The following is a 13979-nucleotide window of genomic DNA, read 5'->3' on the forward strand; positions in this document are numbered from 1 at the left end:
AATTATTTTTTAAGATAAATACGAACTCCTTGAACTTCATCAACTAGCCGATAATTTTTCTTGATAAACCTAGCAATTTCAGGAAAAACTTCGTGTCCCTGAGTTTCTCTATCGGTAAAGAAAAACATTCTTGGAGCTACAGCATCAACAAATAACTTAGCATTAGAATTAATAAGATCGTCTGCGTATCTTTTCAGAAAATATTCCTGCAGTGAACCTGGTAGGATTTGCCAAAGGGAAACACTATCTATTGTCGCTGTTACCAGTCCCGTGTCAACATATAACTCTGATGCCCATCCCCAGACAGCCATAGATTCACCAGGAGAAGCATACTTTAGAATAGTTTTAGCAATCGGACTAAGATAATTTTTAGCAAATACTCTGCGATTATCGAGGTAAACATTATCTGATGTTATCGTTGTGGCAAATTCTAAAAAACTACTAGCAACTGTAATAAAAATGACACCTTTTAAAAGAGAGAAATTTAAGTTTGAACGGGTTAATTTTGACACTTGTAAGACTTGTGCCAGTTCACCTATAAAAACACCGATGAGAAATCCAATAGGTATGATTAGAAACAGTAAATAATGAGTAAACCCGTTCCCCGGTCTAATAATTGAATAACTCGATGCTGCCCAAATAAATAAACTGTAATAGACAAAGCAAAATGTCTGGGACTTTTCTTGATTTTGGCTTAAGGAAACACGCTTTAATATTAGAAATGGTACTCCTAATATCAAGACAATTGCTGTTAGTAAAAATAATATCCTTGTATCTGGCACTCTTATTAACATCCGAATAAATATGTTGATTTTTCTGAAAAAGCTTAGTTGATTTACGTTTCCCATCAAACCATGGGTAGAATAAATCAATAAATTTTGTTGTATATAAGATTTCCAGAAAGCATCATAGATTGAGAAAATTGTTAGATATAGTATGACCAGAGCCGAGAACAACATTCCCCCAAGAAAGAAAGCAGCAAAACTCCTGATAAATTGACCGCTTGCGCTGCTTTTTAGCCAGAGTATGTGCAAAAATATACAAGCAATTGAGAAAGCTATAGGAACTGACTGAATTTTGGCAAAAGGAGTAGTTCCCAGGATAAAACCCAAGGCAAATATCAGGCGATTAGGATTAGATGAATTACCAGCATAATATTTACAAACGATTAACAAAGCCACACTTAATATTGCCACCGAAAAATGTTCACTTGTATAATGCACATAGTCGAAAAATGTCATGAAGGCGACAGTGGTAACCACAGGAACTATTGCTAGGCGAGAAAGGCTCTTATCGTAGAGAGTGGATAAAGTATAATAAAGACAAACAATAGCAGCAATGATCATGATTAAGCCGATCACTCGACTACTAGCATATTCAATTCTGAACCCGAAAAAAGCTGGTAGAGTCAGAGGATAGACATTGAGCGGTCCAGATGAACCTGTATCTACCGCACGCCAGAAAACTGGATCTTTCAACAGTTTTATTGCACCTGCGGTAAATAGTGCCTCATCTGGGTTTAGCATTGGTGGCAAGAAACCTGGCCAGCGTGCTGCTAAAATAAAAGTCACTAAAGACGTAATAAATATTAGATTTGACAATAAAAATTTCTGGAGCTTACTCGTGGGAGTTCTCAGGAATATGAGAGGAGAAAAAGCTAAAAAAATGAAGATAATAAAAGTGACTATTACCGATATTCTGTAAATAATTGACAAAGATTGAACATTTGCCAAGTTACTAAGTAGCCACCACCGTAAATCAATTTGGTTATTTACCATTTTTTCACTCTTTGGGGATCAATCTAAAGGAGAGTGGCTTATATTATAGTCTGTCTTAAGCATTTTTTCGATGTTTACAACTGAGAATAATGACAACTGAACCCTCATCGTCTAATTCTCGCACTTCTGACTCGCTGGCTGCCTGATAAATTGCGAAAACTTGGCTTAAATCTGCCGTTGGTCCGATAGTAACGAGAATTCCCCGTTCTTTCTGTTGATTTAATCCCTCTAGATGCGCTTGACGATAGGGAGCGCGTTTTTCCAGCACATTTTCACAATAACTACCCCAGACAACAAATTTCGGCATATTTGACCTGTACTCTCTTGATCTGTTGCTATTTTACGATCGAATCGTCAATCAGACTAAATCGCTATAGAAAAGTGGCAAGTAGCAGGTTTTTCGGTTATCAGTAAACAGTCATCAGTGAACTGAACAGTCAAATCTGATAAGTAATAACTGCAATAGTTAATTTTTGTAAAAAGTAGTTGACAAATTGCCAGTGCTTTCAAGTGGGATTTACGTCACTTAACTTCTTGTTAATAGCCTAAACTTCTATGGTTACTATTGAACTTATTCAATAGACTGGGGCTATTAATTAAAGGAGGTAAGGAGATGAACGTAATTATCGAGTGGAATGACGTTTTTTTAGAAACCATTCGGAAAATTGGTGGCGGTCCGACACCGATTGCCCGGGCGGGGGCGATGTTACAGGTGGCGATGTTTAACGCCATTAATGCCCTTTCGGGGAATTTATACAGTCCCTATCCCAGCAATTTAAAGTTAACGCCCCATCCCGGTACTTCTCCTGAAATAGCGGCGGTTTATGCGGCCCATCGTATTCTTAGCCGGATTTATGTCAATCTGACCATGACTTTTAATACTGCTTTGGATACATCCCTGCAAAGATTAAACGTGGTTAAGATGTCCGATGCCGATACCAAAGGTAAAACGTTTGGGCAGGCCGTGGCCGATTCGATTCTCACCCTGCGTCAGAATGACGGTTCTGGCCAACCTCCCCTGTATAAACCGGGTAATCAGCCGGGGGATTGGCGACCGACAGGATCTGGGGATGCAGTTGCCCCCCAATGGCCAGACGTGACTCCCTTTGTCATGACTTCTGGTAGTCAATTTCGGCCACCCTTTCCGGGTAACTATGCTAATACAATCGACCTTCTTCGTAGTCCTGAATATGCGGCCCAGTTTAACGAAGTCAAACTGTTAGGGGCGGCCAATTCCTCTGCGCGTACTGCTGCACAGACTAGAATTGCCTTTTTCTGGGCCAATGATGTGGACGGAACCTATAAACCCCCCGGCCATCTGTTCCGCATTACCCAAATTGTCGCCCAACAAAGAAATTTATCTCTACTGGAAACAGCGCGTTTATTTGCCCTAGTGGGTTTAGTCATGGGTGATGCCGCTATTGTCGCTTGGGATGCTAAGTACCGGCTACCGATTAATCTCTGGCGACCGGAAACAGCGATCCGTCTGGCCGATCAAGATGGTAATCTTTTAACCGAAGCTGATCCCAATTGGCAACCCCTATCAATTAATACCGCTGGTCAGCGTTTTAGTCCCGCTTTCCCTGCCTATACTTCGGGTCATGCCACTTTTGGGGCGGCCCACGCCGGGATTATGCGTAATTTCTTTGGCACTGATAACGTCACTTTTACCGCCGACACGGACGATCCTAACGCCGAGGGGATTAAACGCACCTATAATAGTTTTAGTTCGGCAGCTTTGGAAAATGGTCGCAGCCGTGTTTATCTGGGGGTTCACTTCCAATGGGACGGTGACCACGGTTTCTGGTCGGGTACACAGTTGGCTGATTTTGTCTATGCCAGAGTTTTACAGAAAGTTTAGGTAGAGTAACCGATAAACTACGCCTACCCATTAGTTTGAGGTAGGCGTTTTTAGCTAAGGAAGTCTCAAATTAGTTAGGGACTTTTGCGGAGGACAAGACCTATTCCTCCCAAAGTAATTAAACCGATAACGATAGAAGGTTCAGGAACTTTGCTAAAAGTTAGGCTACCTTGTCCTGCAATACCCAAGCGAGGAGTATAGGTAAAAGCCGCTTCACTGAGGTTAAACAATCCGCTAGTCAGGGCAAAATTAGCGATGGGAAAGAAAGCATTAGTAGAGGTGACACTATAATCGATGCCGAGAAAAGTCCCATCGAAATAATTAGCCACAGGAGGGGCATCGGCCGAAGCGAGATTAAAGCTATGGTCGAGGAGATTAAAACTAATATTGGTCAAGGGGGTAGATTCAAAATCTATGCCTGTAATCCCCGCATCATCAAAACTGGCCGAACCGGAATAAGTCCCATTCAGACTTCCAGAAGTTATAACACCTTGAAAATTGTAGGTGATATTTGCCGCTTGTAAACTATTGACATTGGAACCAAAATATGCTAGGGCTAAACCTGTGATTACAGCAACTTTATTCATGGAAATTACTCCTTAAAAAAAACGGTGGGCATTGATAGCCCACCCAAAAAAACTAGAACAGGAAATTGGCAAGGTTATTCAAGGCCGCCACCGCAACGTTATTAATTAACGCTAGGGATAAAGGACTTGCGGCAGTTCCAAAACCATCAGCATCGATATTGAGAACCGTACTACTACCACGAGCAGTAAAAGTGATATAACCATCAGCAATGGGATTACTGCCGGTGTAATTCAAACTATTAAGCAGTTGCGTGAGAACAATTTTGTCGCTGCCGACGGTAAAATCAGTGATAGTATCACTGCGATCGCTCAAACTGACATAAACAAAGAAATCATTACCACCTAAACCAGTTAGGGTGTCGCGACCTTGGAACCCGACTAAGACATCATCACCGGTAGTACCTATTAGATTATCAATGCCGGCCGTACCCGAACGAGTGGAACGAAGAACCTCATCGCTGCGGAAATTGAGGTTTTGCAGACGGGTATCAAATTCTCTGCTCGCATCTTCCCCTAAAAAGGGTTGATTGAAGAAATTCGCCCGTAAATACTCTGCAAAAGCGTCCTGTTCCGTACCATCGGGGGCAAAAGTTGCATTTCCAGTGAAGTTGGGTGTACTGCCTAGCAAATTGACGCGATTGCGCTGGGGAATGGTATAACCATCCCCGCCATCAAGAAGAAAAGAAAGCGTTACCATGCGGAAGCTACGATTAGCATCACCGACAATTGCGCCATTTTGCACCACCACATCGATAACTGTGCCGTTTTCATCCTTGATTACCAAAGATTTTATCCGACTACCCGTAGGATCATCGAGGTCGAAACTGAAGGCTATTCCTCCCACTTGCGGGAAACGTCCTTGGGAATTAGCAGGGTCGTTTGTACTAGCCGCCAGTCCGTATTCCAAAATCCCCTTTAATTCAGTAGCGGTGACAGTGGTGAGACTGAGGGAATTATTAAAACTGAGGGCATTTTTAATCGCTACTTCCGAAATTCCCCCGGCCGGTTTCACCCCCGGTACTTCTTCCGGTGCTACCCGTACTGCTTCCGCACCAGTGGGAACGATGATACTGCCAATGCTATTGCGAATACCACCGCCATTTTTCAGGGAAATAACCACGTTAGCATCGGTTTTTTTGGCCTCAGCTAGGTTAGCATCGGCGGTAATATTGCCGAGGTTGGTTTCCTGTTGGCGAACTCCATCTAATCCTGTCCCCGACCGTTGACCATTGAGGAAAACCCTGGTAAAACCGAAGAAATTGCCCTCTTGAGCGTTAATAACCTCTCTGAGGGCATTGGTAATCCCCCGAATTTCGGGGTCTTCTAATCCTGTTCCCCCCACTTCCGTCACCCCTTGGGCATCGGTGGCGTAAGCGCCGCTAATATTGGGATTGTAGCTTTCGGGAATGATATGACCACTGCTATCAAAATCGAGAACTAAGCGTCCGACGTACTTATAATTGGCATCGGTATTAACTACCGCTACCGGTTTTCCCTCTGGGTTAGTTTTGATAATGGGGTAAACGCCCTGGAAGGTGTCTCCGGCGCGTAAACGGTCATTTTCGTCGGTTAAACGAGTATGGGAACCACCAGCGACGATAATATCGACATTGCGTAAACGTTCTGCTAGGGACTGTTCGATCGATAATTGTTGCATATGGGCTAACAAAACGACCTTATTCATCCCCGGATTAGCGGCCACAAGTGCATCGACGGAAGCTTGAATAATGGCCGCTAAAGCATCAAGGTCATCTGGATTAGCAGGAGAAACTCCCACGTTACCCGGACTGGAAATTGAGCGTAAAATTGGGGTAGTTGCCCCAACAATGCCAATTTTCTCACCATCGGGCAGAGTAATCACCGTACTCTTAGCGATTTTATTAGCAATGGTACTCGCTTCCTGACCATCGGCAGTCACTAAACTGGCTAAGTTGGTATCGGGGGCAAAATTAAGATTAGAACTGAGATAGGGGAAATTTGTACCAGGATAGTTGCCACTGGCAAGAATTAGATTACGGACAACTGCTGTACCTTGGTCAAATTCATGATTACCAAAAGCGTTCGCTTGTACGCCCAAATTGTTGAGAATCTGGATATCGCCGCGGCCAACTGCCCCGAATACCTGTTCGCTGGCCCCGAAAAATAGCCCCGGAATGTAGGCATCTCCAGACGCAAGGGTGAGGGTATTGGCAAAACCTGCTACACCATCGTTATCGATGTCCTGCTGTTTGAGGGCATTTAACACCGCACTCATGCGCGGGGCATCATCAAGGGCTGAAATTCCGCCTTCGTTGTCGGAAAAATGGAATAATTGCAGTTTAAAGGGTTGAGGTGTGCTTAAATTTAAACCAATTAAAACGGGATCGTGATCACTGGTACGATAGGGGTTAACTTGGTAGAGTGCAGAGGGGTTTAAGGGAGGATTGGAGGGATTTTCTCCGGGGTCAACGATATTGTCATCGTAGTCAAAAACACTAGGTTCATCAGCGTTAATGTGCCATTCCGTCACTCCCGTTACCTGGGAGGCTAAACTAGCATTAGCGAGAGCATGGTCGAGATAACCAGCTTGTCCATCGAAAACGTAAGAATAAGCGTTAATACCCCCAAATTGATTGACTAAGTTTGTATATCCGGCGGATTCGAGCGCTCGAATTGGGTCTTCTTGGGCGTAGGCATTGAGATCTCCGATAATTAAATAATCCCTATCACCGCTATTAGTGGGATCCGTGGCTATCCAATCCCTTAAGGCTAAGGCCGCATTGGTACGACTGGCATTCCAGAAACCTTGACCATCCCCTCGATCGAAGTTAGGATCACTTGTATTAGTTAAACCCGATTGACCTTTTGATTTTAGGTGATTGACGACTAAATTAAATTTGGCACCGGTATTGACCTCTTGGAAGGCTTGTGCTAGGGCGGGACGATTGCGAGTATCATCGAAACGAGGATCAACGCTACTGTCTAAGACCTTAAAATCACCTACAGGGGTCACTTTAGCGGGTCGATAAATCAATCCCACCTTAATCGCATCAGTGCCAATTGTACCTGTGGGGATGAAAGCGTAGGTTCCTGCACCCGCAACGGCATTTAAAGCGTTAACAAGGGCAGATATCGCCCCATCGCCGTTATTTTCCAATTCTATCAACCCGAAAACATCGGCATCAAGACCGATAAGCGCCGTGACTAATTTCTCCTCTTGACGCTGGAATTCGTTGACACTATTGGCACCCCTGGCATTATTAGTGCCATTGGCGATGGTGGTAAAGTAATTAAGGACGTTATAACTGGCAATTTTTAGGCGACCACCCACATTAGTGGGCGTTTCTGAGCGATTATTGACCGCTTGGAAGTCCACACCTTGGTTATTCTGGACGCGATAGACTCCGAAACGTTGGTCTAAAACTCCGGTTAATCCCGTTACTGTGTCCCCTGCTCGTAAAATATTACTGGTACTGAGGGGATTGCCACCACGTCCGAATAAAGTCGTCGGAAAAGTGAGATTACTACCATCATCTAGGGTAATTCGTCGCAGATTATTACTCGCTTGTAAAGTATTGGCATCTGTCCCCGGATTGGTAACGTTAGTGGGTTGTTGTAAACGTCCCCCGGAGGATAAAACCACACTACCAAAACGACCAAGTTGGAAATATTCGGTTAAAGAGAGAGTTTCGGCGAAAGTTGTCCGCATTCCCTCAAAAGCTTCTAAAACTTGCGGTTGAGCATTCGCGTTCGAGAGATTGCTAATAGTGGCGGCCGTGGGTAAGGGATTATTATTAGAAATAATTAACGCTTCTGTGATGCTGCTCAGTTGGGTTAAGGATACCCCCGCGTTACCGAATTCACTAACTGTTCCTGTAATTCTAACTTTATCGCCGATAGTAACGTTAATAATCGGGATATTGCCTTCAAAAATAAATAAACCTTCGGAAGTCAGAGGATTACTATCGCTGTCGCTATCTTCCTCCTGGAGATAAAAACCACTTAATCCCGTATTACCCTGGAAATCTCCCACCACGATCGCTTCTACAGTCACCAATTGATTTAAAATTGGACTGACTAAACTCGTGCCTTGAATTTCATGGATTTTTACGAGGGTAGGAGTGGGCGGAACAATTGTACCGGAAGCGGCTAAACCAGTCACGGCAATATCATCAATTGCGTATTCATCGCGACTACCGCTACCACTAACATCATCTCCTGTCCAACGCAGGAAAAAATTACTATTAGCGGCGATACTTAATCCAGAAAGAGTGATAGAACGAGTTACCGACTGCCAACCAGAGGTATCGGAAGCCTCCGGGGTGATAAAATTCAAACTGCTAACAGCAGTAAAAATATTTCCGTCCCCAGAATAGGAAAAATTGAAAGAATTAGCCCTAGGTTGGTCGTTGCGAAAGCGGATGATATAGGAAAGAGTAATCGAATCCACTAAGCTATTAGTGACATTCTGTAAGCGTAGGGTGATAGCGCCGGGGGTAAAATCATCTCCTGTGGGTTGTACCCCAAAAGCATTATTTCCCGAAGCGACGCTGAAAGCATAAACTCCCCCAGTGGTGACAGGGTTAGATGTCTGTCCTCTGGCAAAATCTCCTAAAGAAGTACGGGTGTCCCCATAGGTCATGCTGCCATCGGAAAGACCGGAAATAATCCAAAGGTCGGAATCTAGCTGACCCAGACTCGGAATCGGGGCGAATCCTGAACCAGTAAAAGTATTAAAATTTTCTGTAAAGGTAGCGTTACTCATACTGTAGTGATGAAGATGCCTTTACTACCCTAGAGTTCAAGGATTAATGACTGGTAAACTCTTCTTTAATGACCTGTAAACCTTTGGTTAAAAGAGATTATTCGTTAAATTCTAGCTTTTTTGGTTCTTCGTTACTTGGTATGGTTCGATATGGGGGCATAAATCGACTAAATACTTATCTGGCAAGAGATTTAATTGATTAGTTCGCTCTAGATCAAAAATAATTGACAAAAATCGCTAAATGCCTTTCTATATAAGGGTTGCATCCCTTATAAACCCCGTCCATGGCATAACACAAACCGAAGAGCCAAAAAAACTAAAAATTTTGTTAGAATTTCATCCAGATTTATGAGTTGAAATCGATTTTTCGTGGACAAAGTTCTTAAAACCTGTCTATCTCCAGCGTTGGATGATAATTATCTGTCAAAAAATAATGCTTCTACACAAGTTCTCTATTTAAATAAGAGAATTTTATCTGATTTTGGCTCTTCTCGACTTTGTGTGATAATTTTTGCTTATAGAATCGTGAAATATTTACCTAGAAAGACTTTTAGGACTATTTTGCTGAAGAAACTATCAGTATAGACCCCGTTTCCACACAGAAACCAGAAGAGCCTGATTTTTTTCAAAATGATAATTGCTGGGTCATTATACAGCAAGCTGTTTAGCCACATCGTCACTCCGTCAGGTATTTATTGCTGGAAAATTATCCTGAAAGACAGCCTGTAGATTAGTTAACTTTTCAGAAAGGGAGAGAGTGCCTAAAATCCCCATTTGTGAGCCATTTTCAGCCCCTCTGAAGATTTCACTAGGTGTCATATAACTAAGTTGTGCATACCCTGGATTACCATAAATCCGTGAAACAAAAAAGGGTTGTAATAATTCTGATCGTGAATCTGAATAATCGGGTTGACATCGATACTGTGATGGTGTTTTAGATTTAGAGGGAACATAACTGAAAGAAATATAACCTTCTTGCCGTTTCTGTACAAGCAGCAATTCTCATTTTGAAATAAATAGAGCATTAACCCCGATTTTGGCAAGGAAAATATAGTACGAAGCAACTATTTTCTAGAAGAGGCGAACAATAAAAAAAACAATTGGCTAGACAAATTAAGTATAAATACCCAAGCAATCAAAGAGGTTGGCTGAGAACGAACAGGGTTAAATCAGGAAGATAGTTCTGTTTTTAGAATAGAGAATTCAAGGGAAATAAAAATTTATAATTATTGTCAGCTAAGGTAAAATGGGTGAGATAGAAATCCACCAGCACGTCAAATTATTCCAAGATGGCTCAAAAAGCGGCAACCCTAGAAATTTCGGAATTAATGCAATTTTTACATCAAGAATTAGATGATTTACCCGATGAGAGGAAACCTGGAAATAATAGAAAATATGAGATAAAAGATGCCGTGATGGCTGCATTTTCAGTCTTTTTTACTCAGTCGCCGTCTTTTTTAGACCATCAACGTTTAATGAAAAGCAATAAGGGAAAAGATAATGCTGAAAGTTTATTTTCAATTAAAAAAATTCCTGGGGATAATCAAATAAGAAATTTGTTAGATCCAGTGCCAGCATCTAATATCTCTAGGACTTTTCAAAAAGTCTATGAATGGTTAAAAGAAAAGGGAGTTTTGAAAAAGTTTCTCTACTTAGATGGAGAAATATTAGTGGCGTTAGATGGCACAGAATATTTCTCATCAAAGAAAATTAATTGCCCTCATTGTAACTGTCGTAATCATCGAAATGGAACTACAACTTATTTTCATGGCTGTGTCACACCGATAGTAGTTTCTCCTAAGCAAAAACAAGTAATTAATTTAGAGCCAGAATTCATTAAAAAACAAGATGGACATCAAAAACAAGACTGTGAAAATGCGGCCGTTAAAAGATGGTTAAATAGGAATCATAAAAATAAGTATGGTTATCCTGTAACTCTTTTAGGAGACGACTTATATTCTCACGAACCTGTTTGTGAATTAGCGATAAAACAAGGTTATAATTTTATTTTTGTTTGTTTGGAAACGTCGCATAAAACTTTATATGAATGGCTAGAATTTTTAGAAAAAAGTGGCGAAGTTAGGACCGTTGAAAAGAAACAATGGGATGGACGAAAAAATCTAATTTATCGTTATCGTTATGCTTCTAGAGTTCCCTTAAGAGAGGGGGACTCAAGTCTCGAAGTTAATTGGTGTGAAGTGACTGTTATTAATGAAAAAACCCAGAAAACTATCTACCAAAATAATTGGATAACTAATCATAAAATCACGGAAAATAATGTCGAAGAAATTGTCAAAGCTGGACGTAGCAGATGGAAAGTTGAAAATGAAGGCAATAACGTTCTTAAAAATCACGGTTATAATTTAGAGCATAACTTTGGTCATGGTCAGAATCATTTGTGCGAGTTCTTATTGTCTTTGAATTTACTAGCTTTTTTATTTCATACCGTGTTGGATTTAGTTAATTACACCTATCAAAAGATTCGTGAGCTATTAGTAACTAGGACTTCTTTCTTTAATGATATTCGTACCCTATTAAAATTTATTTGGTTTAAGAATTGGTCGGAATTTTTCTCATTTATTCTAACCGAATATGTCCCATTTAAAAAAGTAAATTCTAGTTAAAAATGTCAGAACTCTTGAAGAAAAAAAAGAAAGTTGTTCATAAAAAAAACTAAAAATTTTGTTAGAATTTCATCCAGATTTATGAGTTGAAATCGATTTTTTGTGGACAAAGTTCTTAAAACCTGTCTATCTCCAGCTTTGGATGATAATTATCTGTCAAAAAATCATGCTTCTACACAAGTTCTCTATTTAAATAAGAGAATTTTATCTGATTTTTTTCAAAATGAGAATTGCTGCTTCTGGATCGAGTCGATGGACGCGTACTCGGAACTCGCCTTTTCTTTGATCCGCCTCAAGCCAGGAAAACACCCCGATTTTTCTAGGGGTCTAACGGCTATGCGCCTTATCCAGCAAGCCTTTTAGTCGCCTTGTCACCCCTTGAAAATCGAGACTCATGGACTCCTCATCGGTCAACTCTTCCATTCCAAAGATAATTGTCCGGTAGTTGCATCCAAAAAGTCGGCTGAGATAGCTAATGCCCCCATACCCTAATTTCAAGGCTTCAATCGCCGCATAGCGGCGACTATCTTTCTCCGATAACGACTGATAGAATCGTTGCATTTGAGTTTCGATTTCAGGAGGATAGGGACTCATCTTACCCACTGTATTGTTCTTTGTCTCCTCATCCTATCAGCTTAACTCGCTAGTTTTACATTTTATTTAATCCACGATCCTAACTTCCTTCAATAGTAGGTCAGTTTCTTTTTGAGCAGCGGTTAATTCAGCTTGAGCAGCAGTTAATTCAGCTTGAGCAGTCGCTAATTCGGCTAAGATTCGCCATACGTCTTCGGATGTAGTTGCCATAGATGATTTTTTCCTTCTGATGTGGTCTATTACTATTTTACTAAATTTTGCCGATTCATGAAAAAAAAGTGTTGCTGCCTTTGGCTAAGATAGAGCGATTACATTTCAATTTTTAATAAGGTCGAGGTTGAAAATTATCAGGAATATCTAATTCAAATACTTGGTCATGAATCCGAGCCACATAAAACCCTTCTTGCAGAATTTTTTCTCGTAATTCGTTGGATAAGTCAACCCATGCTAGTATGCCATAGAGTTTTTTATCTTTGTGTTCAGGAAAAAAGCTGCGAAACCGTTGCAAAATACTTTTTAATTGTGTAATAGATTCTTCTCTAGCATGACTTTTAACCTCAACGATATAGGCAGTATTTAGCTCACCATTAGTATAGGCAAGAACATCAATTTCTAGGTGTTGTCCATTTTTACTGACTCGCACACTGGGACTGATAACTTCCATACCAAAGCGTTGTCTGAGAATCGTTTCCATTGAGGGAAGAGCAAGTCCTTCGGTAAAGCTGCCGAATTTTGCACCAAGTCCCCCAATTTGCCGTCCTAATTCTTTGAGTTGTCGGTCGGTTTCCTGTTGTCGTCGCTCGGTTTCCTTCTGTTGTCGGTCAGTTTCCTTGAGTTGTCGGTCAGTTTCTTTTTGAGCAGCAGTTAATTCAGCTTGAGCAGCAGTTAATTCAGCTTGAGCAGTCGCTAATTCGGCTAAGATTCGCCATACGTCTTCGGATGTAGTTGCCATAGATGATTTTTTCCCTCTAATTTGGTCTATAGCGTTTCTGATTTACAAGAGGTACATTCACGATTGTGAACAGCTTAATCAGCAAAGGTTTAAGTGTGCCGCACAGATGCGAGAACCGCTATATTACTATTTTACTGAATTTTGCCGATTCATGAAAAAAAAGTGTTGCTGCCTTTGGCTAAGATAGAGCGATTACACTTCAATTTTTAATAAGGTCGAGGTTGAAAATTATCAGGAATATCGAGTTCAAATACTTGGTCATGAATCCGAGCCACATAAAACCCTTCTTGCAGAATTTTTTCTCGTAATTCGTTGGATAAGTCAACCGATGCTAGTATGCCATAGAGTTTTTTATCTTTGTGTTCAGGAAAAAAGCTGCGAAAACGTTGCAAAATACTTTTTAATTGTGTAATAGATTCTTCTCTAGCATGACTTTTAACCTCAACGATATAGGCAGTATTTAGCTCACCATTAGTATAGGCAAGAACATCAATTTCTAGGTGTTGTCCATTTTTACTGACTCGCACACTGGGACTGATAACTTCCATACCAAAGCGTTGTCTGAGAATCGTTTCCATTGAGGGAAGAGCAAGTCCTTCGGTAAAGCTGCCGAATTTTGCACCAAGTCCCCCAATTTGCCGTCCTAATTCTTTGAGTTGTCGGTCGGTTTCCTGTTGTCGTCGCTCGGTTTCCTTTTGTTGTCGGTCAGTTTCCTTGAGTTGTCGGTCAGTTTCTTTTTGAGCAGCAGTTAATTCAGCTTGAGCAGTGGCTAATTCGGCTAAGATTTGCCATACGTCTTCGGATGTAGTTGCCATAGATGATTTTTTTCCTCTAATTTG

8 protein-coding genes and 2 pseudogenes are annotated in these 13979 nt (G+C 41.2%); 2 read left to right on the top strand and 8 right to left on the bottom strand.

Going from position 1 to position 13979, the window contains the following annotated elements; genetic code table 11:
• Positions 1-2 precede the first annotated feature (2 nt).
• Both ACE3JL_RS05615 and ACE3JL_RS05620 read right to left on the bottom strand, forming a co-directional pair.
• Positions 3-1571 (bottom strand): hypothetical protein, encoded by a 1569-nt coding sequence (locus tag ACE3JL_RS05615; protein ID WP_375329023.1) that lies wholly within the window; start codon positions 1569-1571, stop codon positions 3-5.
• Between the two features lie 262 nt (positions 1572-1833).
• Positions 1834-2085: a YciI family protein gene (locus ACE3JL_RS05620; protein ID WP_375329024.1), complete on the bottom strand. Its 252-nt coding sequence runs from the start codon at positions 2083-2085 to the stop codon at positions 1834-1836.
• Between the two features lie 306 nt (positions 2086-2391).
• Here ACE3JL_RS05620 and ACE3JL_RS05625 point away from each other — a divergent pair, with 306 nt between their 5' ends.
• Complete coding sequence (locus ACE3JL_RS05625) at positions 2392-3639, top strand: phosphatase PAP2 family protein (protein WP_375329025.1); 1248 nt, start codon at positions 2392-2394, stop codon at positions 3637-3639.
• A gap of 74 nt (positions 3640-3713) precedes the next feature.
• On the opposite strand, the gene ACE3JL_RS05630 is transcribed toward ACE3JL_RS05625, so the two are convergent.
• Positions 3714-4226: a PEP-CTERM sorting domain-containing protein gene (locus ACE3JL_RS05630; protein ID WP_375329026.1), complete on the bottom strand. Its 513-nt coding sequence runs from the start codon at positions 4224-4226 to the stop codon at positions 3714-3716.
• Positions 4227-4278: 52 nt separating this feature from the next.
• Positions 4279-8970 (bottom strand): ExeM/NucH family extracellular endonuclease, encoded by a 4692-nt coding sequence (locus tag ACE3JL_RS05635; protein WP_375329027.1) that lies wholly within the window; start codon positions 8968-8970, stop codon positions 4279-4281.
• A gap of 1289 nt (positions 8971-10259) precedes the next feature.
• Between ACE3JL_RS05635 and ACE3JL_RS05640 the strand changes: the two are divergent.
• Positions 10260-11508 (top strand): annotated as a pseudogene (locus ACE3JL_RS05640) (ISNCY family transposase).
• A gap of 413 nt (positions 11509-11921) precedes the next feature.
• Here ACE3JL_RS05640 and ACE3JL_RS05645 read toward each other — a convergent pair.
• From ACE3JL_RS05645 to ACE3JL_RS05660, 4 genes and pseudogenes are all read right to left on the bottom strand, one after another.
• Positions 11922-12188, bottom strand: a complete 267-nt coding sequence (locus tag ACE3JL_RS05645) for a hypothetical protein (protein ID WP_375329028.1) — start codon at positions 12186-12188, stop codon at positions 11922-11924.
• 81 nt (positions 12189-12269) lie between these two features.
• A pseudogene (locus ACE3JL_RS05650) lies at positions 12270-12398 on the bottom strand (DUF3782 domain-containing protein); the annotation flags it as partial.
• 112 nt (positions 12399-12510) lie between these two features.
• Positions 12511-13140, bottom strand: coding sequence for a DUF3782 domain-containing protein (locus ACE3JL_RS05655; protein WP_375329029.1), 630 nt, complete (start codon positions 13138-13140; stop codon positions 12511-12513).
• 206 nt (positions 13141-13346) lie between these two features.
• Positions 13347-13955 carry a DUF3782 domain-containing protein gene (locus tag ACE3JL_RS05660; RefSeq protein ID WP_375329030.1) on the bottom strand — a complete coding sequence of 203 codons (609 nt, stop codon included), beginning with the start codon at positions 13953-13955 and terminating at the stop codon, positions 13347-13349.
• Between the last annotated feature and the right edge of the window lie 24 nt (positions 13956-13979).

The sequence above is a fragment of the Microcystis sp. BLCC-F210 genome, from assembly GCF_042134685.1.
GTDB classification, from domain to species: domain Bacteria; phylum Cyanobacteriota; class Cyanobacteriia; order Cyanobacteriales; family Microcystaceae; genus Microcystis; species Microcystis aeruginosa_D.